This window comes from Amorphoplanes digitatis (assembly GCF_014205335.1).
GTDB lineage: Bacteria > Actinomycetota > Actinomycetes > Mycobacteriales > Micromonosporaceae > Actinoplanes > Actinoplanes digitatus.
This window is the reverse complement of record NZ_JACHNH010000001.1, coordinates 4,932,685-4,956,801: the sequence shown is the minus strand read 5'-3', so window position 1 is coordinate 4,956,801 and position 24,117 is coordinate 4,932,685. Positions and strand designations below refer to the sequence as shown.

16 protein-coding genes are annotated in these 24,117 nt (G+C 73.2%); 8 read left to right on the top strand and 8 right to left on the bottom strand.

Annotated elements, in window-relative coordinates; genetic code table 11:
* Nucleotides 1–114: 114 nt before the first annotated feature.
* Together BJ971_RS21650 and BJ971_RS21645 are read left to right on the top strand one after the other, a co-directional pair.
* The gene (locus BJ971_RS21650; protein WP_184995059.1) at nt 115–1,863 is read left to right on the top strand and encodes a methyl-accepting chemotaxis protein; all 1,749 of its coding nucleotides are present in this window, start codon (nt 115–117) and stop codon (nt 1,861–1,863) included.
* A gap of 84 nt (nt 1,864–1,947) precedes the next feature.
* Entirely contained in the window at nt 1,948–2,775 is an 828-nt protein-coding gene (locus BJ971_RS21645; protein WP_184995058.1) for a SigB/SigF/SigG family RNA polymerase sigma factor, read from the top strand.
* On the opposite strand, the gene BJ971_RS21640 is transcribed toward BJ971_RS21645, so the two are convergent.
* The 5 genes from BJ971_RS21640 to BJ971_RS21620 all read right to left on the bottom strand — a co-directional run bounded on the left by BJ971_RS21640 (nt 2,757) and on the right by BJ971_RS21620 (nt 13,283).
* Nucleotides 2,757–4,634, bottom strand: coding sequence for a pectate lyase-like domain-containing protein (locus BJ971_RS21640; protein WP_184995057.1), 1,878 nt, complete (start codon nt 4,632–4,634; stop codon nt 2,757–2,759). The genes BJ971_RS21645 and BJ971_RS21640 overlap by 19 nt on opposite strands.
* Nucleotides 4,635–4,778: 144 nt before the next feature.
* The gene (locus tag BJ971_RS21635; protein WP_184995056.1) at nt 4,779–8,219 is read right to left on the bottom strand and encodes an ATP-binding protein; all 3,441 of its coding nucleotides are present in this window, start codon (nt 8,217–8,219) and stop codon (nt 4,779–4,781) included.
* Nucleotides 8,220–8,303: 84 nt separating this feature from the next.
* On the bottom strand, nt 8,304–9,668 hold the full coding sequence (locus BJ971_RS21630) for a serine-threonine protein kinase (RefSeq protein ID WP_184995055.1): 1,365 nt from the start codon (nt 9,666–9,668) through the stop codon (nt 8,304–8,306).
* A 26-nt stretch (nt 9,669–9,694) separates the two neighbouring features.
* A complete protein-coding gene (locus tag BJ971_RS21625; RefSeq protein ID WP_184995054.1) occupies nt 9,695–11,530 on the bottom strand; it encodes a S8 family peptidase in 1,836 nt (611 codons plus the stop codon).
* A gap of 97 nt (nt 11,531–11,627) precedes the next feature.
* Nucleotides 11,628–13,283, bottom strand: a complete 1,656-nt coding sequence (locus BJ971_RS21620) for a thiamine pyrophosphate-dependent enzyme (RefSeq protein WP_184995053.1) — start codon at nt 13,281–13,283, stop codon at nt 11,628–11,630.
* Between the two features lie 229 nt (nt 13,284–13,512).
* Here BJ971_RS21620 and BJ971_RS21615 point away from each other — a divergent pair, with 229 nt between their 5' ends.
* Genes BJ971_RS21615 through BJ971_RS21600 form a run of 4 tightly spaced genes read left to right on the top strand, consistent with a single transcriptional unit; the run spans nt 13,513 to nt 17,756 of the window.
* Entirely contained in the window at nt 13,513–14,430 is a 918-nt protein-coding gene (locus BJ971_RS21615; protein WP_203709433.1) for an ABC transporter permease, read from the top strand.
* A gap of 13 nt (nt 14,431–14,443) precedes the next feature.
* The gene (locus BJ971_RS21610) at nt 14,444–15,517 is read left to right on the top strand and encodes a sugar ABC transporter substrate-binding protein (RefSeq protein WP_184995051.1); all 1,074 of its coding nucleotides are present in this window, start codon (nt 14,444–14,446) and stop codon (nt 15,515–15,517) included.
* Nucleotides 15,517–17,004, top strand: coding sequence for a sugar ABC transporter ATP-binding protein (locus BJ971_RS21605; RefSeq protein WP_184995050.1), 1,488 nt, complete (start codon nt 15,517–15,519; stop codon nt 17,002–17,004). The genes BJ971_RS21610 and BJ971_RS21605 overlap by 1 nt, the downstream gene beginning before the upstream one ends.
* Nucleotides 17,001–17,756 carry an SDR family NAD(P)-dependent oxidoreductase gene (locus BJ971_RS21600; RefSeq protein WP_184995049.1) on the top strand — a complete coding sequence of 252 codons (756 nt, stop codon included), beginning with the start codon at nt 17,001–17,003 and terminating at the stop codon, nt 17,754–17,756. Before BJ971_RS21605 ends, BJ971_RS21600 begins: the two co-directional genes overlap by 4 nt.
* A gap of 61 nt (nt 17,757–17,817) precedes the next feature.
* Here the strand turns inward: BJ971_RS21600 and BJ971_RS21595 are convergent, their stop codons facing one another.
* A complete protein-coding gene (locus BJ971_RS21595) occupies nt 17,818–18,861 on the bottom strand; it encodes a glycoside hydrolase family 26 protein (RefSeq protein WP_184994467.1) in 1,044 nt (347 codons plus the stop codon).
* Between the two features lie 268 nt (nt 18,862–19,129).
* Here BJ971_RS21595 and BJ971_RS21590 point away from each other — a divergent pair, with 268 nt between their 5' ends.
* Nucleotides 19,130–20,140, top strand: a complete 1,011-nt coding sequence (locus BJ971_RS21590; RefSeq protein ID WP_184995048.1) for a LacI family DNA-binding transcriptional regulator — start codon at nt 19,130–19,132, stop codon at nt 20,138–20,140.
* On the opposite strand, the gene BJ971_RS21585 is transcribed toward BJ971_RS21590, so the two are convergent.
* Nucleotides 20,132–21,472, bottom strand: a complete 1,341-nt coding sequence (locus BJ971_RS21585) for a serine/threonine-protein kinase (protein ID WP_184995047.1) — start codon at nt 21,470–21,472, stop codon at nt 20,132–20,134. The genes BJ971_RS21590 and BJ971_RS21585 overlap by 9 nt on opposite strands.
* A gap of 56 nt (nt 21,473–21,528) precedes the next feature.
* Complete coding sequence (locus BJ971_RS21580; protein ID WP_184995046.1) at nt 21,529–22,758, bottom strand: YncE family protein; 1,230 nt, start codon at nt 22,756–22,758, stop codon at nt 21,529–21,531.
* Nucleotides 22,759–22,901: 143 nt separating this feature from the next.
* On the opposite strand from BJ971_RS21580, the gene BJ971_RS21575 reads away from it, so the two are divergent.
* Entirely contained in the window at nt 22,902–24,092 is a 1,191-nt protein-coding gene (locus tag BJ971_RS21575; RefSeq protein WP_184995045.1) for an RsbRD N-terminal domain-containing protein, read from the top strand.
* Nucleotides 24,093–24,117: the final 25 nt, after the last annotated feature.

The following is a 24,117-nucleotide window of genomic DNA, read 5'->3' as shown; positions in this document are numbered from 1 at the left end:
GCCCTCGTTATGACCGTTCCATCGGGTGGCGGTGGCGGAATATGACCGTCCTGACGCCGATGTGAGCCTCAACATAAAGTCACAGATAACTCACTCTCTGTCAGACAGCTGCCGATGGGCGTGCGGAGGGTCCGCCCGGGTGCGGACGCCGCCTGCCCGGCTGACCGGGATCACGCACTCGCCGGGGAGCCCGCCGGCGAGCTGGAACACGAGGGACACGCACCTATGAAGGCCAACGACGCCAACAGCCCCCGGCTGCCGCGCCGCAATCCCACCCGGTTCGTCGGGACCTGGTTCGCCAACCGCCGGTTGGCCACCAAGATCATGCTCGCGGTGGGCTCGGTCGCCCTGGGCACCGTGGTGGTCAGCGTCTTCGCGATGACCCGGATGGCGAGCCTGAGCACCAGCCTGGACCAGATGCGCTCGGTCAACGTGGCGGGCCAGGAACGCCTCGACACCGTCCGCAAGGGTGTCCAGCTCGCCAACGGCGACCTCGCGGCGTACCTGGCGGCGCACGGCATCGACGCCAAGGCGCAGGTCGTCGAGCAGGCCAAGAAGAACGGTGCCGACCTGGACAAGGCGCTGGAGCAGTACCGGGCCGGCATCGGCGCGGACGACCCGCGCCAGGCGGAGATCGAGAAGTTCAGCCAGGCCTGGGCCGACTACCAGAAGGTGCGCGACAGCTGGGTGTTCAACGCCGCCACCGCGCCCGGAGCGTCGGTGATCCTCCAGTTCCGGCAGAACGCCGACCGGATGAGCGACGCCCTGAGCGCCCTGATCGCCAGCGAGCGGGCCACCGCCGACGCCGCCGCCGACGAGGGGCGCAGCGAGTACCGCACCGCGCTGGCGGTCACCATCGTGCTGACCCTCGGCGCGCTCCTGCTGGGCCTGGCGCTGTCCATGATGATCGCCCGCCCGATGGTCCGGCAGCTGCGCGAGGTGGCCTCGGCCCTGGAGGCGACCGCCGTCGGCGACTACACCCACTCGCCGGAGGTACGCGGCAACGACGAGCTCGGCCAGATGTCGTCGGCGATGCAGCGCGCCTCCGAGGCCCTCCGCGCCGTCATGGGCACCATCTCCGCCAGCGTCCGCAGCGTGGCGAACCACGCCAGCACGCTGACCGAGAGCAGCATGTCGATCCGTTCGCTGTCCCGTGAGGGGTCCGCGCAGGCCGCCAGCGTGGCGGAGACCGCGGACGAGGTCTCCCGAAACCTCCAGATCGTCGCGGCCGGCAGCGAGGAGATGGGCGCCTCGATCGCCGAGATCGCGAGCAGCGCCAACGAGGGCGCCCACGTCGCCGCACAGGCGGTGGAGGTGGCCGACTCGGCCGGCCGCACGATCGCCAGCCTGGGTTCCTCGTCCGCCGAGATCGGCAGCGTGATCGCCACGATCACCTCGATCGCCGCGCAGACCAACCTGCTCGCGCTGAACGCGACGATCGAGGCCGCCCGGGCCGGCGAGTCCGGCAAGGGCTTCGCCGTGGTCGCGGGCGAGGTCAAGGACCTCGCGCAGGAGACCGCCAAGGCCACCGAGGACATCTCGCGCCGGGTGCAGGCCATCCAGACCGACACGGAACGCGCGGTCGCCGCCATCGCCGAGATCGGCGAGATCATCAGCCGGGTCAACGGGCTGCAGGCCACCATCGCCTCGGCGGTGGAGGAGCAGAGCGCCACCACCAGCGAGATGAACCGCAGCGTCGGGTACGCCGCGGCCGGCGGCGCCCGGATCGCCGGCAACGTCGACGGCCTCGCCGGTGCCACCGAGGCCACCGCCCGCGGCGTCGAGGACAGCCAGCAGGCCGCGGCCCAGCTCGCCGAGCTGACCAAGGAGCTCGACGCCATGATCGGCCAGTTCCGATTCTGAGCTCAGGGGTGATCCGGGCCGACACGAACGGGACTCGTACCTTCGGTCCGTTGGGGATCATCCGGTTGGTCTAGCGTTAGTTGGATGATCACGAAGTCCGCACGGCGTGCGTCGCAGGACCCGCTGACCGGCCTGCGTACCGACGCCGACGCCCTCGGCCTGCTCGTCGCCGTGGCGGACCTGCCGGCCGGCCACCCGTCGCGCCCGGGCCTGCGGGCCCGGGCGATCGAGGCGTGGCTGCCCCTGGCCGGTCACCTGGCGAGCCGCTACGCCGGACGCGGTGAGCCCCACGACGACCTGCTACAGACCGCCGTGGTCGGGCTGATCAAGGCGGTCGACAAGTTCGACCCCGCCCTCGGCACGGACTTCCCCGGTTACGCCATCCCGACCGTGCTCGGCGAGATCAAGCGGCACTTCCGGGACCGGACCTGGGCCATCCGGGTGCCGCGGCGCCTACAGGAGCTGCGCCGGCTCATCACCGCCGCGAACGGCACCCTGACGCCGGCGCTGCGCCGCTCGCCGACGGTCGCGGAGATCGCCGCACACCTCGGGATCACCGAGGAGGAGGTCCTGGAGGGGCTGGAGGGCGCGCGTGCCTACGAGGCCGCGTCGCTGTCCGCGCATGCCGAGACCCTCGGCGGCGAGGATCACGGCCTCGAGCTCGCCGAGGCGCGCATCGCGCTCGGTCCGGCGCTGGCCTCGCTCGACGAGCGCGGGCAGCGCATCCTGACCATGCGGTACTACGGCAACCTGAGCCAGGCCGAGATCGCCCAGCAGGTCGGCATCTCGCAGATGCACGTCTCGCGGTTGATCGGCCGCGCGCTGCACCAGCTGCGCGGACAGCTCAGTGGGCCGGAGCGCGAGGCTCCGGCCCACCGAAAGGGTGCCGCGGGTTACGGTGCGGCCGGGTAGTCCGGCACGTACACCGGTACGCCGATCTTCGTGGTGTCCGCCGCGTCGCCCACGCCGTTGACGACGTGGTCGATGATGCCGGCGCTGAGGTTGACCGTCATGATGTGGTGCAGCTTGACGCCCGGGCGCTTCGGCGCCTCGAAGCCGTTCTCGGTGTGGATCGCCGGGTTGTTCTGGTTGAACACGTAGACGCCCGCGCCGTACAGCTTGTGGTTGCGGACCTTGTTGCCGACCTTGTAGCCGGCCCAGCCCTCGGTGCCGTTGTCGTTCATCCAGTCCGCCTGCGTCGGCGGGTCGTACGGCAGCTCGTTCTGGTAGAGCACCGTCGTGCCGTTGTCGCCGTTCCAGATGGTGTTGTACTCCTGGAAGTGCTCGACGAACAGGCCGGTCGCGGTCACGTTGTCGCCGTTGATGACGGCGCCGTTGCGGCCGATGTTGGTGCGCCAGCGCTGGGTGTCACCGTTCACGCCACCGGTGAAGCCCTCGACGCCGTGGTCCGCGCGCCACACCCAGGTGTGGTCGATGAGCACGTTGTCGCTGTTGACCTCGAGCGCCACGTCGGCCTTGCCGATGTGCGGCCCGCCGACGCGGAAGTACACGTCGGACAGCGTGGTCGGGTTGGCCGCGGAGCTGAGCCCGATGCCGTTCTTGTTGCCGACCTGCAGCAGCGTGCGCGACTCCTTGCTGCCCGCGTCGATGGTCACGCCGGCGACGACGACGCCGGGCACGTCCGCGATCCTGAGCGGGGTCGCGCCGTTGACGGCGGTCAGGGTCGCGTGGCCGATGCCGAGCACCACCTGGTTGGGGCGCCAGACGTTGATGCTGTGCGCGATGTCGTACACGCCCGGGGTGAGCAGCAGGTGCTTGCCGAGGGCGAGGTTGGCGTTGATCAGCCACACCGGGTCGGACGGCTTGGCGACGAAGAAGTCGCGCAGCGGGATCGTGCGGCCCGGGGTGAGCCCGGCGGCGAAGGTGGTGCCGCTGGAGTTCTTCTGCGCGGCCGGCACTCGGACGCTGTAGCCGCCCTTGGCGTCGGCGAACAGGTACGGCTTCTCCCGGCTGACCGGGGTCTGCGCCAGCGTGGTGTAGGGCGGGTTCGGGAACGCGGCGTCGTCCGGCGCGCCCTGCACACCGGCGAAGACCTGGTTCCACACACCGTTGGACCAGCTGTTGACCTTGCTGTTGCGGGTCAGCCACTGCTGCTGCGAGCCGCTGATCACGTCCGGCAGGTTCGAGTCGGCGATGAAGCCGCCGCTCGCGTACTGCGGGCCGGCGGTGCAGTAGTCCATCAGCGACAGGTTGCCGCCGCTGATGTCCAGCCGCCGCAGCGACACCGCCTGGGACACCGCCCAGAAGTTCGCCGAGGCCCGGCAGCCGTCCTGGCCCGCGCCGTTGACCTTGATCGACAGGTTGGAGAGTGTGCGCCAGAAGTTGACGAGCGCGAGGCAGTTCGAGGTGCCGCCGTCGGCCAGGCAGCGGTTGTAGACCTCGACCTTGCCGTTGATGACCACGTCCGCCGGTGACGCACCGAGCCCGGAGATCTCGGTGTAGTAGCCGACCTTGATCTGCAACGGCTTCTCGGCCGTGCCGTAGGTGCCGGGCTTGAAGAGGAACGCGTAGCGCGCGGTGCCCATCTCGTTGTCGACCTGCCGCGCGTGCGTGGCGTCCAGGGTCGCCTGGATCTCGCTGACCGGCATGCTCGGGTCGAAGACGGTGACGTTGGCACCGAGGTCCGGCCCGGTCGCCGCCGCCGGCGGAGCGGCCTCGGCGGCCGCACCCCCGAGCGTGCCGGCGGCCGTCAGCGCGAGAGCGAGCGGGAGTATGCGGGCGAGGTGCCGGCGAAGCGGCCGGGTCGTCATGCGGTGATGTCCTTTCTGTAACCGTGCTGCAATGAATCAGGTCACAGAAAGCGATAGACGAAGCCGCATGTCAAGCGGCGTCCCAGCAGCCCCGCACGGCATTAGCGGCCCGATCAGGACAACTCGCCTGAGTTCCGGAACCGGTTACGTACGAACGGGTAATCCGGCGAGGCCCCGCGTACCCGGGCCGCATCCGATGGCGCGGAACCCGGCGATCGCCAGCCGTCGATGCTCGGCGCCGTCGAGGCCGAGCGGTGAGCGCTGCCCCGCGGACAGGTCGTGGCCGAGCTCCTCGTGCGCGCGGGCCAGCTCGTAGGGCATTCGCAGCCGCTCGGCCTCGCGGGCGGCCCGGGCCAGCGCGCGCCGGGCGCCGGCGGCGCGGCCGTCCAGCCGGGCCTGCCGGCCGCGGCAGAGCAGCGCCCGCGGCCTGGCCATCGGGTACCGGCGTGCGTACCGGCGCAGCCTGCGCGTGGCGCCGGCGGCGGTCGACCGCAACTCGGCGGGGTGCTCGCCGCCGAGTTCCAGCAGCGCGAGGCAGATCTCGGGCACGCCGGCGTGCGCCTCGAGGGCGTACTGCTCGTAGGAGGGTCCCGGGCCCAGCAGGTCGTCGGCGGCGCGGACGGCCTGCCACGCCTGCGCCGCCCGCCCGGCGGCGAGGTGCAGCCGGGCACCGGCGACGTGCACCCGGGCGGCGTCGACGCGGTTCGCCGCCGGCAGCAGACGGACGGCCTCCTCGTGCCGGCGCGGCAGGGCCGGGTCGCGCGGGTCGGTGCGCAGGGTCGTCTCCATCAGAACCAGCAGGCCCCACAGGTGCACGACCGGATCGCGGCGGCCCGCGCCCGCGGCAATGCCCTCGGCCGCCGCGGCGGCCGCCTGTTCGTGCCGGGCGGCCAGATGCCAGGCGACGGCGGAGGCCAGCAGCAGCTCGTCCGTCCAGCGGTACATCGGCGTCCGCTCGCGCAGGGCCAGGGCCCGGGCCGTACCCGCGTCGACCGCGGCCCAGTCGCCGGCGCCGATCCCGTGCAGCGCGCTCATGATTCCGACCCAGCAGATGGTGACGGGGTTGCCGGTCCGCTCCGCCGCCGCGCACGCGGCGCGGATGTGCCCCCGCGCGAGGCGGCGGAATCCGGCCGCGCCGAGGACCATGCCCAGGCCCGCCTGTGCCCGCGCGGTCAGGTCGATGTCCCCGGTCCGCTCGGCCTCGTTGAGCGCCCGGATCGAACTCGGCAGGACGGCGAGCTGCTCGTCCCGCACCCAGTAGACCTCGCTGATCGCGAAGTTCGTCGCCGAGCGTTCCCGGGCGGCGGCGCGATGCCGCGGCCGCGCGGCCCGGCCTCCCGGTCGCAGCCCGCGCAGGGCCCGGGTCGCCATCTCCGCGATGAACACGGCCAGTCGTCCGGGCGCCGACGCCGGCACCGGGGAGTCCAGCAGGTCCAGGGCCTGTTCCAGGTGGTCCCGCGCCGGGACCGCCGCGCCGAGCTGCTGGTGTGCCTCGCCGAGCATGCGGTGCCAGCGACCCCGCTCCAGCCGGGTGCCGTCCGGCCGGTCCAGCGCCGCGCCGAGGGCGGCCTGCGCCTCCCGGAACCACCCCAGGTGCCGGTAGAGCGACCAGATCCGGAGCAGGTGCGCGTCGAGCGTCGCCGGGTCGGCCTCGCGCACGAGCAGCTCGGTGGCCGCGCGCAGGTTGCCCGCCTCGGCGTCGAGGAACCCCGGATCCTCGGCGAGGAACTCGGCCGGCGCCGGCAGCAGCGCGGCGTAGTGCTCCGCGTGGCGCAGCCGGGCCCGCGACTGCCGCCCGGCGTCCGCGGCCAGGCGCTCGGCGGCGTACTGCCGGAGCAGCTCGTGCATGTCGTAGCGGCCGTCCTCGCCGACGGTGACCAGCGACTGGTCGACCAGGCCGGCCAGCAGCGGCAGGCCCGCGCCGGCCACCGCGGCGGCGGCGTCGAGGTCGAAGCCGCCGCGGAACACGGAGAGGCGCTGGAGGGCACGCTCCTCCTCGTCGGTGAGCAGGTGCCACGACCAGTCGATGACGGCGCGCACGCTGCGGTGCCGCCGCTCGACGTCCGGCGCCGTGGTCTCGAGCAGTTCGAGCCCGCGCCCGAGCCGGTCGGCGATGGCGGCTGGGCGGGCGGAGCGCACCCAGCGGGCGGCCAGCTCGATGGCGAGCGGCACGCCGGACACCAGGCGGCACACCCGGGCGGTCCCCTCGAGGTCGGCGCCGGTGACGAATCCGGGCCGCAGCAGCCGGGCCCGCTCCTCGAAGAGCTGGACCGCGGCGTAGCCGTCGGCGCCGGCACCCGGCGGCGGGCAGGGCAGGCCGGGAACCTCGACGAGCCATTCCGCGCCGAGCCCGAGCCGCCGCCGCGAGGTCACCAGCACCTGGGTGCCCGGCGCCCGGCGCAGCAGGTGGTCGATCACGCCCGCGGCGTCGCGGAGATGCTCCAGGTTGTCCAGCACCAGCAGCAGCTCCCGGCCGGACAGGTGGTCGGCGAGCAGATCGAGCGGATCGCGGGGCACCGCCATCGACAGGCCGAGCACCCGGGCCAGGTTCGCCACCACCAGGTCGGCGGCCTCGTCCGGCCCGGCCGGGCCGGTGCCCGCGAACGACACGAAGACCGCGCCGTCGCGGTGCCGGTGCCGGCGGGTGGCGGCGACCTCCACCGCCAGCCGGGTCTTGCCGATGCCGCCGGGCCCGACCAGGGTCACCAGCCGGCACGCGGGGTCGTCCAGGAGCCCGTCGAGGCGCGCCAGCTCCTCGCCGCGTCCGATCAGGCCGGTGAGCGGGCGGGGCAGGCCCGGCGCGGCCCGGTCGGGTTCCGCGCGCGGCGGCGCCGCGGCGCCGAGCCGGGTGAACCCGCCGGCACCGGCGGCGATCTCGTCGCGCAGGGCGACCGTGTCCGCCGACGGCCGGCCGCCGAGCTCCTCGTCGAGCAGGTATCGGCAGGTCTCGTACTGTGCGAGCGCGGCGCTGCGCCGGCCGTCCTCGGCAAGGAAGCACATGAGGGCCCGGTGCGCCTCCTCGTGCAGCGGTTCGAGCGCCAGCATGCGCCGGGCGACCTCGATGCCGGCCACCGCGTCGGCCCGGGCGGCGGCGCACCGGACGGCACGGTCCATGAGCGAGAGCATGTCGGCCCGGGTCGCGGCCCGCTGCGCGGCCTGCCAGTCGTCGAACAGCGGGGCGCCGGCGACGTCGAAGCCCGCGAGCAGGTCGCCGCGGCAGAGCCGGACGGCGGCAAGCAGCCCCGCGTCGTCCGGGCCGGCGGCCGCCCGGGCCACCTCGGCGGCGTCGACCCAGACGCCCGGCCGGTCGTCGAGCGCCACGCTCTGCCTCGTCACCGCGAGGTGCTCCGGCAGCACCCGGCGCAGCTTGGTCAGCACCAGGCGCAGGTTGGCCCGCGCGGCCGGCTCGGGCAGGTCGCTCCAGAGCAGCCCGGCCAGCGCGGAGCGCGAGTGCCCGGTGCCGGTCACGGCCAGATAGAACAGCAGGGCTGCCGCCTTGGCCGAGGCCAGCTCCACGAGGGGGCGGCCGCCGACGGCCAGCTCGGCGCCGCCGAGCACCCGGATGCTTAGCTCCCGTTGGTTCATGGCCACCGCCGAAGTCGGGAAAATCCTATCGCGAGCCACGCCGCGGACGGCCGTGCTGCGACCGGTACCCGACAGCCCGGCGGGTCAGGCGCGGCTGGCCGCCAGCACCACCCAGGTCAGCTCGGGGTGCACGATGTCGCTGTGCGCACCGGTCGGCGCCCCGCCGTGGTGCACCACCTCGGCGGCGTCGATGTTGAGGATCCGGTCGGCCGAGAACCGGTACGCGGACCCGGCCGGCGCGATGGCGTCCAGCGCGACGTCCTGGTTCTGCGCCCCGTCGGCGCCCATGCCGCCCCAGCGGTACATGGCGTCGTTCGCGCCGGCGCTGTCCTCGCGGGCGGCGAACGAGGCCAGCGGGTAGAAGCGGCCCACCGCGCCGTCGTGCCGGGAGAAGCACACCGTGATCGGCCCGTCGACCCGGCGCTGCAGGCCGGCGAGGGCGCCCCGCCGCCCGGCGTCGAACGGCAGCGGATCCGCGAACGCGAAGTGGGAGAACGCGCCCTGAAGCAGCGTGAGGGACTTGACCGGGGAGGTGGGCCGGCCGGCCGGCAGGCCCGCGAGCGCGTACGAGACGAGCCGCGCGCCGAAGCTGTGGCCGATCAGGTGCACCCGCAGCCCGGGAGCCGCGCCGTGCAGGGCGGCGAGCGCCGGACCGAGCCCGTCGCGGCCCACCACACCGGAGCGGTTCTTCATCTCCCAGTAGGTGGCCTGCCGCAGCGCCTCCTTCGCGCCGTTCCACGCGCCCTTCAACCGGTCGCCGAGCCCGGCGGCGCCGCCGGAGCCGCCCGGGATCTCGACGCCGGCGTCGCGCAGCGCGTCGCGGTACCGCTCGAACAGCCGCTCGGGGGCGTCCACCAGCATCCGCGGCCCGGCCGCCGCGCCGTCGCCCTCGCCGTCGTCCTGTGCGGCGCCGGACGCCGCGGTGAACTCCGCGAGCAGGGAGTGGAACTCCGCCAGCGCCGCGTCGGTCGGCTCGGTCTCCAGCAGCGCGGCCATCCGGTCCAGGGCGCGCGTGGCCGCGGGGAAGGTGTCGCGCAGGTCGTCGAGGGTCTGCTTGTCCAGCGTCGGCGAGGAGGCGTCGGCGGGTGCCGGCGCCACCTCGGTCGCGGCCGCGGCGCCGGGCAGCGCCGCCGCCGTCGCCGGGCCGAAGTCCGGGATGGGCTCGTCGGACCAGCGCTTGGACGGCCACACCACGCCGGCCAGGCCCGCGACGACCGGCGGATCGGCGGGCGTGGCGCGCAGCTGGCCCGCCAGCAGGCCGAAGAAGCCGTTGTAGAGCCGCCGCGCCGTGCGCCGCTCGTTGTTCCAGCCGTGCGAGAAGACGAACAGGTCCGTGATGCCCCGGGCGGGTACCTCGGCGAGGAGGGCGTCGCGGCCCGGACCGTCCGGGTCGCCGTCGGCGTCGAAGGTGATCTCCCAGAACGGTAGTCCTGCGATCGAGTCGGTCATGACCTGCTCCGTTTCTCCAGCGGCGATCAGATCTTCTGTTGCAGTGCGCGCATCAGGTCCACCAGGCCGGCGCCCTGGAACTCCCGGCCGCGGCCGAGGTCGGTCGCCGACTCCACGAAGATCGTCTTGACCCGCTCGGGCTGTCCGATGAATTCGCGCCGGACCGACAGCAGCGCCGCGACGGCGCCCGAGACGTGCGGCGCGGCCATGCTGGTGCCGGTGTCCTCGACGTAGACGGCCGTCTGGTCCGGCGGGTTCGCGCCGACCGCGGCGGCCAGGTTGGCGCCCGCCGCACACGAGGTGATCCGTTCGCCCGGCGCCACCAGGTCGGGCTTGTTGCGCCCGTCGCCGGTCGGGCCCTTCGACGAGAAGTACGAGACCCCGTAGGTGTGCGGCGCGGTGCGGTGCGTCGAGCCGACGGTGATCGCCAGGTCGGAGTTGCCGGGGTCGTTGATGGTCATGCCGAGGCCGAACTTCGTCGGCGCCTCCATCGTCGCGTTCACCGAGCCGTAGCCGGAGTTGCCCGCCGCGACCACCACGACCACGCCGGACCGCACCAGCCGGTCCACCTCCTGGCAGAGCGGGCTGCGGCCGCACGCGAACCACTGCGGGTCGAACTCGTATCCGACGCTGAGGTTCACGCCGTGAACGCGCATGCCCTCGACGCTGTCCCCGTTGATCTCCCGCACGTAGGCGAGCGCCTGGATGATCCGGTGCACGCGGTTCTCCGGCGTGCCGGCCGAGTCGAGCGCCTTGAGGCTGACCAGCCGGGCCCGCGGCGCCATCCCGGACACCGCCGCCGGGTCGATCGCCGTGCGCGGCACCCGCATCGGCCGCGCCGGATTCTCCACGTTGAAGCGGCTCTCGGTGGCGAAGACCTGCCGGCCCGCCTTCTCCTTCGCCCACTCGCCGATGCTGCCCGCGATGATGCCCGCGACGTGGGTGCCGTGGCCGCTGCTGTCCTCGAGCGCACCCTGCGCGGTCGGCGCACCGGCCGGCGGGAAGTAGCGGTGCAGGTCCTTCACGGAGTCGTCGTCGAGGGTGCCGCCGGCCGCGAAGTGCGGATGCGTCGCGTCGATCCCCGAGTCGACCACCGCCCAGACGATGCCGCGGCCGAAGGCGCCGAACGAGTTGCGCGCCGCGTCCACCTTGATGGTCACGCAGGAGGCGTCCACGTGCGCCCGCACCGGGAAGTCCGGCCAGACGTGGTGGATGCTGCGGCGCGGCCAGGCGATCGGCACCGCGTCCGCGGCGACGAGCCGCTCGATCTCGGGCATGGTGAGCTCGCCCGCCGCGTACCGGCCGGCGATACGCACGAGCGCCTCGCCGCGCGGGTTGACCCGGGCCCACAGCCGTTCCAGCCGCGCGTAGGCGTCGCCGACGCCCGACCCGAACTGGAGGTTCAGCTCGATCATGACGGCGATCGGGCCGCCCGGGTGCCGGCTGAGCCCGAGCCGGTCGCGCGCCTCGGGATCGCGCAGCGGCGTGGAGATCACGCCGGCCACGACGAAGTGCTCCTGCGCCGGTGCGGGCGCCGCGGTGGTGGTGGCGGCGACATCGGCGGCGGCCTTCAGGCGCCGCCGCGCGGCCGGGACGGCGCGCCGGCCGGCCGACGTGAGCGCCGGGGGCTCCACCGTGATCCACTCGGACGACTGGAGCCGGGCGATCGCGTCCCGCACCCGGGTGTGCCACAGCGGCCGCGCGGAGGTGCCGGGATAGTCGCGGTCGTCCGGGCCGAACCGGTCCGCGAACAGGACGCCGACCTCCTCCGTCACGTCCTCGACGGTGACGTCGGCGCCGGCCGGGCGGGCGGCAAGGGCCACGAGCGCACGGTCGGTCCACACCGGATCTTCGGGATTCATGGTTCGCCTCCGCGGCACACCGTAAACCCGGGGGAGAGCGGATGAAGGACCCGCGATCGAGTTTCCACCAATCGGGCAGAACCTGCGGCCCGACGTATCAGGGCGGGCTGTCCGACTCTCTTGAGGGCTTGCGCGACGTGGCCTGCTGGGTGATCGGGTCGAACTCCGGGTCGGGCTCGACCACGACCTCCAGCAGCAGCGGCTCGCGGCGCTCGCGCAGGCCCGGTATCACCTCGTCCAGCGCGGCGGTCAGCTCGGCCGCGGTGGCCGCCCGAGCGTGCGGGCACCCCATCGAGGCGGCCATGCCGGAGATGTTCAGCTCGGTGAAGGCCGGCCAGGCGGGCTTGCCGCCGGCGCGCTCCGCGAGCCGGTCCATGATCGCGTAGCGGCCGTTGGCGAGCACGATCAGCAGGGCGCCGATCCGGTAGTGCGCCGCGCTCCACAGCGCCTGGATGCTGTACATCGAGGAGCCGTCGCCGAGGACCGCCACCACCGGGCGCCCGGGGTCGCCCAGGCGCAGGCCGAGCGCCGCGGGCAGGCCGAAGCCGAGGCCGCCCATCGCCGCGCTCACGAAACCCAGCGGGGTGCGTGCCGGGATGAGCGCGTGCAGGTCGGGACGGCTCGACGGGGTCTCCTCGACGAGCACCACGTCCGCGGGCAGCCGCCGGCCGAGCTCGGCGAGCACCCACGGCGGCCGCAGCGGCGCGCCCGGCGCCGGCGCGGGCACGGCCGGCGGGACCGGCCGGACGCCACCGGTGGACGGGCGGGCCGGCAGCAGGGCGGTCAGCTCGCGCACCACGGCCGCGGGCTTGGCCAGTACGGCGATCTCGACGGGTCCGCGATGCGCCTCGTCCGGGTCGTCGGTGATCAGGGCGGCCCGGGTGCCGGGCGGGATCAGCGGCCCGGTCTCGTACGGGTACTGCCGGAACACCGGCGCACCCACCACGACTACCACGTCGTACGCGCCGAGCGCCGCACGCAGCCGGCCCCGGCTCGCCGGCAGGTGCCCGGCGAAGAGCGGATGATCCTGCGGGAACCCGGCCCGGGCGCCGAACGACTCCTGCCACACCGGCGCGCCGAGCCGTTCGGCGAGCGCGACGAGCGCACGCCAGCACTCCGGGTCGCTCGCTCCGGCGCCGGTCACCAGCGCCGGCGCGGCGGCGTCGCGCAGCATGGCGGCGAGCGCGGGCGGGACGGCGTGCCGCGCGCCGGCCGGCCGGTGCACCAGCGCGGGCGCGGCGACCTCGGCGCCGGCGGGCAGTTCCTCGGCCCAGTCGCCGGACGGGACGACGACCAGGGCCGGCCCGCGCGCGGTGCTCGCCTCGTGCACGGCGCGGGCGACCGCCGACGGCACGTCCTGCGGGCGGGCCGGCTCGCAGTGCCAGACCGGGTACTCGCCGGCGAGGCCGCGCAGCCGTCCGGTGAGGAACGGTTCCAGCAGCAGGTGCCGGCGGTCCTGCTGGCCGACGATGACGACGAGCGGGCTGCGGTTGACCCGCGCGGTGGCCAGCGCGCCGACGGCGTTGCCCAGCCCGGCGGTGGTGTGCAGGTTGACCAGGGCGGGCCGGTCGCGCGCCAGCGCGAAGCCGGTGGCCATGCCGACCACCGAGGCCTCGTGCAGGGCGAGCACGAAGCGGAAGTCGTCCGGCAGCCCGGCCAGGAAGGCGATCTCCGTCGACCCCGGATTCGCGAAGAGCGTGGTGAGGCCGTGGCGGCGCAGCACCTCGTAGACGGCGTCCCGGACGGTCGGCATGTGTCCAACATGACCTAGATGAACGTGAATATCAACAGGCGGTGAGGGGTGTGGTTGCCCCTTGACATGGACTGTCATTGATCGCAACTCTTGTACGTATGGCAACCGGACGTTCGCATCGCGAACATATCCCATGACACGGCCGCTGACCGTCGACTCTCAGGGCACCGCGCCGGTACCGCCTCGCGGGCCGCGCCGGTGGAGCCGTCTCATCCGCGATGAGACGGGCGTGGTCGTCGTTCTCGTCGTGCTCGTCCTCGGGGTCGGCGTGTTCCGGCCCGGCTTCCTCGACGCCGACAACCTGCTCTCCACCGGGCGTAACGCCGCCTACGTCGGGCTGATGGCGGCCGGCATGGTCTTCCCGCTCGCCATGCGGGAGGTCGATCTCTCGGTGGGCGGCAACTTCGCGCTCAGCATGGTGGTCGGCGCCGTGCTCATGCGCGACGGCATGCCGCCGTGGCTGGCCGTACCGGTGATCCTGCTGATGGCCACCGCGCTCGGCGCGCTCAACGGCGTGATCACCACGTACGCCCGGATACCGTCGTTCATCGTCACCCTGGCGACGGCGCTGCTCTTCCGGGGCATCGCGCTCGCGTTCGCCGCCGGGAAGCAGATCTTCGAGGTGCCCCGGGACAACTCCTTCTTCGTCGACCTCGGCGGGCGCTACCTCGGCGTACCCGTCACGCTGCCGCTGCTCGTCGTGCTGGGTGCGGTGCTGACGCTCGTCTTCACCCGTACCCGGTTCGGCGCGCAGGTCCGCGCGATCGGGTCCAACCCGGACGCGGCGGCCTACACCGGCCTGCCCGTCGACCGGATCCGGATCCAGGCGCTGGCCGTGTCGGGGCTGATGGCCGGCGTGGCCGGCACGCTCGCGCTGGCCTTCTTCATGTCCGGCGACCCCACCCTCGGCGAGGGCTTCGAACTGACCGCGATCGCCGCCGCCATCATCGGCGGCACGGCGCTGGGCGGCGGCCGGGGCTCGGTGCCGGGCGCGATCATCGGCGCCCTGATCCTGGCCCTGGTCACCTCCGCGCTCGTCTTCTTCCGCATCCCGATCAACTGGACGAGCTTCGCCACCGGAGCCGTCATCCTCGTGGCCGTCGCGGCCGATGCCGCCCTGCGCCGTTACCGCACCCGGACGATCTGAGGAAGGTCACGCCATGTCTGCATACGGGAGGCGCCTGCTCGCCGGCGCCGGTGTGTTGTGTCTCGGGCTCGCACTCGTCGCCTGCGGCGGCGACGACAGCGGCGGCGGTGGTGACGAGGAGGGCCGCCTCGAGATGGGCATCGCCGTCGCCAACGTCAGCCTCAACTTCGCCATCGAGATGTCGGACGGCGCCACGCAGGCCGCGACCGACGACGGCAACGTCGACTTCCAGGTCGTCGGGCCGCCCGACACCGACGGCCCCGCGGAGGTGCAGCTCTTCCAGAACCTCGTCACCACCGCCCGCGACGGGGTGATCCTGGAGAACCTCGACCCGCCGCTCTTCACCCGGCCCGCCGCGGAGGCGATCGACAGCGGGGTACCCGTCATCGCCCTCGACACCTCGCCGACCGACGGCAGCAAGATCGAGTTCTACGTCGGCAACGACAACTACGACCTCGGCGCGCAGATGGCCGGCGAGCTGCTCAAGCACCTGAGCCCCACCGCGACCGGCACGGTGGTCGTCGGCGTGCCCAACCCGGGCACCCCGGTGCTGGACAACCGGGCCGCCGGGATCAAGGAGACCCTGAACGCGAAGGCGCCCGGCATCACCGTGCTCGGGCCGTTCCAGACCTACAGCGAGCCGACCAAGAACTACAGCGCCTGGTCCTCGCTGGTCAGCGCGCACGGCGACGCGCTGGCGTTCCTCGGCGTCGGTGACGCCGACAGCTACGACCTGGCCCGGCTCAAGCAGGAGAAGAACGGCAAGTGGCTCACCGCGGGCTTCGACGTCGACGACAAGACCCTGCAGGCGGTGAAGGACGGTACCAACTTCACCACCATCGACCCCGAGCACTACCTCAAGGGCTACCTCGCCAGCGCCATGCTGATCAAGTCGGTCCGGGGCGAGCTCGAGCTGCCGAAGGGCTGGTTCGTCAGCCCCGGCCTGATCGTGACGAAGGAGAACGTCGACGACGTGATCCAGCGCGGCAGCACACCGGCCGCGGCGAAGGCCGGCTACCAGAGCCAGATCGACAGCCTGCTCAAGGACCCGGCGGCGAACACCAAGCCGATGGACCAGGCACGCTGATGCTGCGGGCGGCCGGGCTGGTCAAGCACTACGGCGGCGTGACGGCGCTGGACGGCGGCGACATCGAGCTGCGCGACGGCGAGATACACGCGCTGGTCGGCGAGAACGGCGCGGGCAAGTCCACCCTGGTGAAGATCCTCTGCGGGGTGGTGACGCCCGACGCCGGCGCGGTCACCCTGGACGACGCGCCGGTCCGGTTCGCCGGGCCGCGCGCCGCGGCCGCCCGCGGCATCGCCATCGTCGCGCAGGAGCTCAGCCTCTTCCCGGACCTGACGGTCGCCGAGAACCTCTTCATCGCCGACCTGCCGCGCCGCTACGGCCTGCTCAGCCTGGCCACGATGGAGCGCCGGGCCGCCCCGGTCCTGGCCGACCTCGGCCTGGCCGAGGTGCCCACCCGGGCGACGGCCGGCGAGCTGAGCCTGGCCGACCGGCAGCTGCTCGAGGTGAGCCGCGCGCTGCTGACCGGCCCCCGGGTGCTGATCCTGGACGAGCCGACCTCGGCGCTGCCGGCCGCCGCCGTCGACCGTCTGCACGCGGTGCTGCGGCGGGTGGCCGCCCGCGGCATCGCGGTCCTCTACATCTCCCACTTCCTCCAGGAGGTGCGCCGGGTCGCCGACCGGATCAGCGTGCTGCGCGACGGCCGCCCGGCGCTGCGCGGCGTGCCGACGGCGGAGCTCGGCCTCGACGACCTGGTCCGGGCCATGCTCGGCGACGCAGCGCCCGCGCACCGTCCGGCGGCCCGGCGGCACCGGCCGCGGTCCGGCCCCGGCGTCACGCTGACCGACGTGGACGTGCCGGGCCGGCTCGCCGGCGTGTCGCTGAGCGTCGCGCCGGGCGAGATCGTCGGCATCGCCGGGCTGGAGGGCGCGGGCCACCTGGCCGTACTGGACCTGGTCTGCGGCCTCGGCCGGCCCGCCGCCGGCCGGGTCGGCCTGCTCGGCGGCCCCGGACCCCGGTCCTTCCGCGACGCCGTACGCCGCGGCGTCGCCTTCGTGCCCGGCGACCGCAAGCGTTTCGGGCTGATGCTGGACCAGCCCGTCTGGGAGAACGCGACAGCGGTCCGCTGGCTCGGCATCGGCGCCGGACCCTGGTGGCGCCGCGGCCGCGAGCTGCGCGCCCGCGCCGAGACCAACCTGCGCCGGATGCGCTTCCGCGGCGACATGTACGGCCTGGCCGGCGAGCTCTCCGGCGGCAACCAGCAGAAGGTGGTGTTCGCGAAGTGGCTGGACGCCGGCTCGGCGGTGATCGTGCTGGACGACCCGACCCGCGGCGTCGACGTCGGCGCCCGCGGTGAGATGCACGAGATCGTGCGTGAGCTGGCGGACGACGGCCGGGTGGTGCTGCTCGCCTCGACCGACCTCGCCGAGCTGACCGAGCTCTGCCATCGGGTGGTGGTCCTGCGGCGCGGCGCGGTGGTCGGCGAGCTCAGCGCCGGCGAGCTCACCGAGCAGCGGCTCAGCACCGCCATCAACGCGGGCTTCGCATGAGTACCTACCCGCTCGCCGGACGGACGGCGCTGATCACCGGGGCGGAGAGCGGCATCGGCCTCGCCACCGCGCGCCTCTTCGTCGCGGCCGGCGCCCGGGTGCACCTGGTCGGGCTCGTCGCGGGGGCGCTGGACCGGGCCGCCGCCGACCTCGGCGCGGGCGCGACCGTCGCGGACGTCACCGATCCCGACGCGGTGCGCGCCGCCGTGAACGCGGCCGTCGACGACCTCGGCCCCCTCGACGTGCTGTTCAGCAACGCCGGCATCAGCGGCCCGATCGCGCCGCTCGTCGACTACCCGGTCGAGGACTTCGCCCGGGTCCTGGCCGTCCACGTCCTCGGCGCGTTCCACGTGCTCAGGTACGGCCTTCCGGCGATGCGCGACGGCGGCAGCGTGATCATCAATTCGAGCGTGGTCGGGCTGACCGCGGACCCGGGCATCGCCGGCTACGCGACCGCGAAGCACGCGCAGGTCGGGCTGATGCGGGTGGCGGCCAAGGAGTGCGCGGCCCGCCGCATCCGGGTCAACACCATCCACCCCGGGCCGACCGACACGGCGTTCCAGCGGGCGATCGAGCAGGAGGCCACCGGCGCGGACGCGGACACGGCGGCCGCGGCCTTCGACCGGATGATCCCGCTCGCCCGGCACGCCTCGGTCGACGAGATCGCCCGCACGGTGCTCTTCCTGGCGAGCGACGACAGCAGCTTCATCACCGGTGCCACGATCGCCGTCGACGGCGGGATGTCCGCCTGACCCGGAAAGCGGTCGAGCCGCCCGGCTGATGCCGGGCGGCTCGTGGGGAAGTGCGGGTGGTTCAGCCGATCTTGACGTTGAAGATCGGGTTGGCGGCGAGCTTCTTGAACGCGGCCAGGTTGTTCTTGGTCGAGTCGATGCTGATGTCGCGGTCGCCTTCGTCGTCGTTCTTGGTGTCGAAGTAGACGATGGCCTTGATCCCGGGCCGCTTGGCCAGCTCCGGCAGCACCGAGTTGTAGCCGGCGGTCTTGTCGACCGGCTTACCGATGCGGTGGTACACGCCCCACTCGGCGATCATCAGCGGCTTGCTCGCGTGCTTCTTGGTGGCCCAGTCGTAGAACGTCGGACCGTTGGGCGCCTTACGGTCGAGCAGGTCCGCGAACTGACCGTAGTGGTAGGCACCCTTCTCGGCCGAAACGTACGAGTCCAGGCCGATCCAGTCGACGACGTCGTCGCCGGGGTACAGGTCGGCCCACCAGGACTGGGCCATCCACTTCTCGTTACCCATGTACGCCATCACGTTGATCGCATTGTCCACACCCTTGGACTCCAGGCGCTTGATGGTGTGGCGGTACATCGCGGCGAAGTCCTTGGCCTCCCAGCCGGAGCCCTTCTTGGCGATCACATCGTTCTCCGGCTCGTGGTTGAGCACCAGGAAGAACTTCTTGTCGCCGTAGTCCTTCTTGATCCGGGCGGCGAACGCGTCGATGCGCTTGTCCTGCTCACCCTTGGCAACCTTCGCCCACGACGAGCCGTAAGCGATCTTCCAGTTCGTCAGCAGCACCCGCGGGTTCGCCGGATCCGACGTCATGTCGATCTCGGCCTGGGTCGGGAACGCCTCGTCACCCTTGTGGTAGGTGTGGAAAATACTCGCGGTCCGGCCGGAGGTCTTCTCCCACTTCTTCAGCTCGGCATCACGCGGGGCGGTGGTGAAACCACCCGCGGCGGCACCCCACAACACGCCACAGGACGGCACCAGGTTCTTGTCGGTGACACACGGCTTGGCCGGCGCGGCGGTCGCGGCGGTGGTACCCGCCATCGCGGTACCGGCGCCCAGGGCCATGGCAGTCAGAACGGTCAACGACTTCGCAAACTTGATACGCATTTCTTGGCTTCCCCCCGCATGTTCCGGCCGTTTATCGGCCGGGCATGGGGAGAACAATCCGGTCCGGCCGGTGCGCGGCCCGGTCCCGAACAGGTGCCGCACGGTTGCGACCGGCCCGGACGGCGAGACTTGAGGATTTCCGCGCTGGAAAACCTCGCCAGACGGGTAATACCGGACACAAACAGCGGCGCGCGCCGCGCCGCACGGCACCGAGAAACGTGTGGGAGATAAGTTGTGTCTGGCGAAGCTCGGACCAGGAGGGGACGCGATGACGGGGGAGCGGACCCGGGGCACGGGAAGACCGACGCTGGATCAGGTCGCGGTCCGGGCCGGAGTCGGGCGCGGAACGGTCTCCCGGGTCGTGAACGGCTCGGATCAGGTGAGCCCCGCCGCCCGCGCCGCGGTCAAGGACGCGATCGCCGAGCTGGGCTACGTGCCGAACCGGGCCGCCCGCACGCTCGTGACACAGCGGACCGACTCGATCGCCCTGGTCATCTTCGAGTCCGGTGAGCGGTTCTTCGCCGAGCCGTTCTTCGGCCGGATCGTGCAGTCGATCTCGTCGGGCCTGGTCGACCGGGGCCTCCAGATGGTCCTGATGATCTCGCAGTCGCGCCAGGAGCGTGAGCGGCTGGAGGGCTACCTGACCCGTCAGCACGTCGACGGCGCGCTCCTGCTCTCCCTGCACGGCGCCGACACGCTGCTGTCCACGCTCGAACAGCGCGGCGTCGCGACCGTGCGGGCCGGGCGCCCGACCCAGGCCGAGCCCGGCTGCTTCGTGGACGCCGACAACCGCGGCGGCGCGCGGGAGGCGGTCCAGTACCTGGCCCGGCTCGGACGCCGGCGCATCGCGACAATCACCGGCCCGCTGGACATGGCGGCCGGCATCGCGCGCCTCGACGGCTACCGCGACGTGGTGGGCGAGGGCATCGTCGTGAACGGCGACTTCAGCGAGGAGAGCGGCGCCGAGGCCATGCGCCGGCTGCTCGACCGGCACCCCGATGTCGACGCCGTCTTCGCCGCCGCCGACATGATGGCCGCCGGCGCCCTGCGGGTCATGCGGGAGCGCGGTCTTGTCGCGCCGCGCGACATCGCGGTCATCGGCTTCGACGACTCGGTCATCGCCCGGCACACCGACCCGCCGCTGAGCAGCGTCCACCAGCCCATCGAGGAGATGGGCCAGGAGATGGTCCGGCTGCTGCTCGCCAAGATCGACGGCGAGGAGGCCGAGGAGGGCGGGCTGGTGCTGAGCACCCGCCTGGTGCTGCGCGGCTCAGCCTGAGCCGCGCTCGGCCGCCCGTTCGAGGTCGGCCAGCCGCGATCGCAACAGGTCGGCCCGGTCACCGTCGACGCTGCCCTCCTCGACGCGTTCGAGCACCTTGCGCTGCAACTCCTTCGCGTGCTGGAGCACGTCAGCGGCCTTGGCCCGGCCCAGCGGCCCGAGCAGATTGATCAGGTCCTGCGCGACGTCGGGGCGGATCTCGCCCAGCTCCCGGCCGGCCACGACGGCCGACCGGACCCGGTCGATCGCGTCGTCGACGCGCAGCGGCGCGGCGGTGGTGGCGGCCGTGCGCCGCGGCGCCGAGAGGGTGCCGGGCGTCGTGGGTGCCGGGCTCGGCGGTGCGGCGGTCGGCGCGGCGGTCGCCGAGGGCTCGCCGGTGGCGTCGAGGGTCTGGCGCGACGAGCCCAGCGCCGCGAAGAGGGCGATGACCGAGACGACGAGCGCGGTCAGCCCGGAGAACAGGGCCAGGCGCCGGCGGGCCGGGCGGCGCCGGGTGGCGGGCGGCGGGGGCGTGAGGGTGGCCAGCCCGTGACCGACGTGCGCGGCGGTCGGCCGCAGGTCCGGCTCCTCCCGCAGGCACGACTCGACCAGGTCCCGGAACGCGACGGGCAGGCCGGGCGGCAGCGCGCGCGGCGGGGCCGTGCGGGCCGCGTCGAGCTCCTCCCAGGTGTCCACCGGGTACGGCGGCTCGCCCGTGACCATCTCGTAGAGCAGCACGCCCAGGCCGTACACGTCGGTGGCCGGCTCAGCGGGCTTGCCGTCGAGCCGCTCCGGCGCCACGTACGCGGGGGTGCCGAACGTCGCACCTGTCTCGTCGTCGTCGGGCTCGCCGGTCGTCGCGCTGATCCCGAAGTCGAGGATCTTGACGCCGGTCGGCGTCAGCATGACGTTGCCCGGCTTGATGTCGCGGTGCACCACGCCGTTGGCGTGCGCCGCGTTCAGCGCGTCGGCCACCGCCGCGCCGATGCTGGCCGACTCACGCCAGCCCAGCGGGGAGCGGGCCAGCCGGGCCGCGAGTGACTCGCCGGCCAGCAGCTCCATCACGACGAACGGGGCCATGTAGCCCTCGGGCCGCATCGCGGCGTTGTAGTCGTGCACGGCGGCGATGTTGGGGTGCGACAGCCGGGCCGCCATCCGCGCCTCTTTCCAGGCGAGGTGCAGGACGTCGGCGCTGGCCGGGTCGAGCCCGGCGGGCAGTTTCAGTGCGACCGGGCGGTCCAGCAACTCGTCGTCGGCGTGCCAGATCTGCGCCATCCCGCCGGTCTCCAGGCGCGACACCAGCCGGTAGCGGGAGGCCATGAGGGTGCCTGCCGAGGGCCAGTCAACGTTCATCTCGGAACACTCGCCCAGCAGGGCCGAGGTGTCAACCGGGGCCGCGGCCGGCGCGCTCAGCGGGCGGCGGGCGGCGCCCAGTTGTCCGGCACGTGTCCGATGCGGACGCGCTGCGGGTGGTCGCCGACCGCAACGGTCGCCACCCGGCGGCCGGTCGCGAAGCTGATCGCGGAGACCTGGTCCGCGCCCGACTCCGAGATTACGCAGTCGCGGCCGTCGCCGCTCACCGTCGCCCAGTACGGCTTGGCCGCCGGTACGAGCTCACCCTCTTGCAGCGTCGCGCGGTCGACCACCGTCGCGTAGTCGTCCATGGTCCCGGCCACGCAGAGCCGGCCGCCGTCGGGACTCAGCGCCAGGCCGTGGTGCCGGGAGTCGTTGACGAAGGTGGTGCGGTCGTCGCTGGTCGCCGGGTTCTTCGGCAGCGTCTTCACCCGGGTGATCCGGTCGGTGGCGATGTCGTACTCGACCAGGCCGTTGAAGAACGACACCTGGAAGTACAGCTTCGAGCCGTCGGCGCTGAACACCGTCGGGCGCATCGCGTTGGACAGGTCGCTGCGGCCGAAGGCGTCGAGCCGGGCGCGCATGTCGATCGTGCGTACCGTCTGGAAGGTCGTGGTGTCCGCGACCGTGATCCGCCGGTTGCCCTTGGTCCAGTCCCAGATCGGGTCGTCGAGGTCGGTGTTCACCTCGCCGATGGACATGTTCCAGAGGTAGCGGCCGTCGGCGGAGTAGATGTTCTCGTGCGGCTTGTCGCCGGTGGCGAACGAGCCGAGCTGCCGGCCGGTGGCGATGTCGAGGACGTGCACGGTGTTCGAGGTGGACGCCGACACCGCGACCCTGGTCCCGTCCGGGCTGACCGCCATGTGGTCGGCGCGGTAGCCGGAGACCGCGAAGCGCCACCTGACCGCCCCGGTGCGCAGGTCGATGGAGACCACGTCGGCGAAGCTCGGCCGCGAGGCGACAAGCGCGCCGCCGTCCGGCGTGGTGTACATGTCGTCGACCAGCTGGTCGTGTCCCTCGCCCGGGCCCGAGCGGATGCCGAGGAAGAACGCGAGTCTGATCGGGTTCAGGTAGATCTCCCAGAGCCGGGCGTCCTTGTCCGGGATCACGTTGATCCGGCCGAGCTTGCCGTAGCCGCCGCTGGATCCGATGACGTCGACGGTGCCTTCCCAGTTGTTGCCGACGAACATCACCTCCCGCAGCGGCGGCGGCGCGGCGGAGGCCGGCAGCGGTGCCGCGGTGAGGACGGCGACGAGGGCGACGAGCGCGGAGGACTTGAGTGCCACGGGACTCTCCTGAACGCCGGCGTTGTTACTTTGCGGTAACGCATAGGTAATACTGAATCGGCGGCTGTCGATAGGTGCCGGTCGCCAACATCCGGGCCGGCCGTTGTGCGGCACGGACAACCGGCCGGCTTCCGGGAGCGAAGATGGCGCTGACGACGCGGGGCGACGTGTTCCTCAAGGTGCTGTGGGACATGGCGGCCGACGAACGGATCGTCGACGAGCTGGTCGAGGCGGCCCGGGCGCAGGCGCCGGAGGTGGCCCGGCTGCCGCCGGCGGAGACCCGGCGCCACGTAGCGATCCTGTTCGCGGCCGGGCTTGCCTCGTTCGAGCGGTCCGGCGATCCCAGCGAGCGCGATTTCGCCGAGGCCGCCCGCCTCGGCGCCGACCGGGCCGCGCAGGGCATCTCGATCGGCGGGCTGCTCGGCGCCGTGCAGGCGGGGCGTACCCGGGCGCTGGAGATCGCCGTGCAACGGGCCCGGGCCGCGGACATCCCGGACGGCCTGCTGCTCGAGGTGCTGCTGGACATGGACCGCTACCTGGGCGCGCTCGAGCGCCACGTGATCTCCGGCCATCGCGCGGCGGAGCGGGACCTCGCCGGCGACCGGGCGGACGCCGGCGACCGGGTGCTGCGCGGGCTGCTGCTCGGCGAGGAGCCCGAGCCGTCGCCGGCGGAGCTCGCCCGGGTGGGCCTGCGCCCGGACGGCCGCTACCACTGCCTGGTCGCCGAGGTCGGCGACCCCGCGCGGCTGCGCCCGGCGGGCCGCCGGCTGGCGGCCGCGGGCGGAGTCTGCGGTACGGTCGGCGGCCGCCTGGCCGCGCTCACGCACCGGCTGCCGGCGGGCTGCGAGACGGACCTGCTCGTCGTCGCCGGCCCCGCCGCGCCGCTGAGCGAGCTCCCGTCGATGTACGGGCTCTGCCTGGCCGCCCTGCCGCTGGCGGCCCGTTCGCCGCGCCGGGGCCCGCACCTGCTCATGGACCACGCCGTCGACCTCGCACTGACGGCGCAGCCGCTGCTGGCGGGCCTGAACAGCGCGGCGTTCCTCGGCGAGCTGCGGGCTGCCGACGACTTCCACCGGGAGCTGGCGTCGACCGCGCTGGCCTATCTCGACCACGGTCAGCGCCTGGATCACACCGCCACCGCCCTGCACGTGCATCCGAACACCGTCCGATACCGGCTGCGCCGCCTGCACGAGCTCACCGGCGTGCCGATCGTCGCGGGCGAGCCGGGCGACCACCGGAGCGTGCCGGAGCTGCTGCGACTGTGGTGGGCGCTGCGAACCTGGCTGGAATCGCCGGCCGCCGATCCGAAGGCATCCGCGGACTTCAATGCTTGACGATGCATTGTGGCCGGAGTTAACG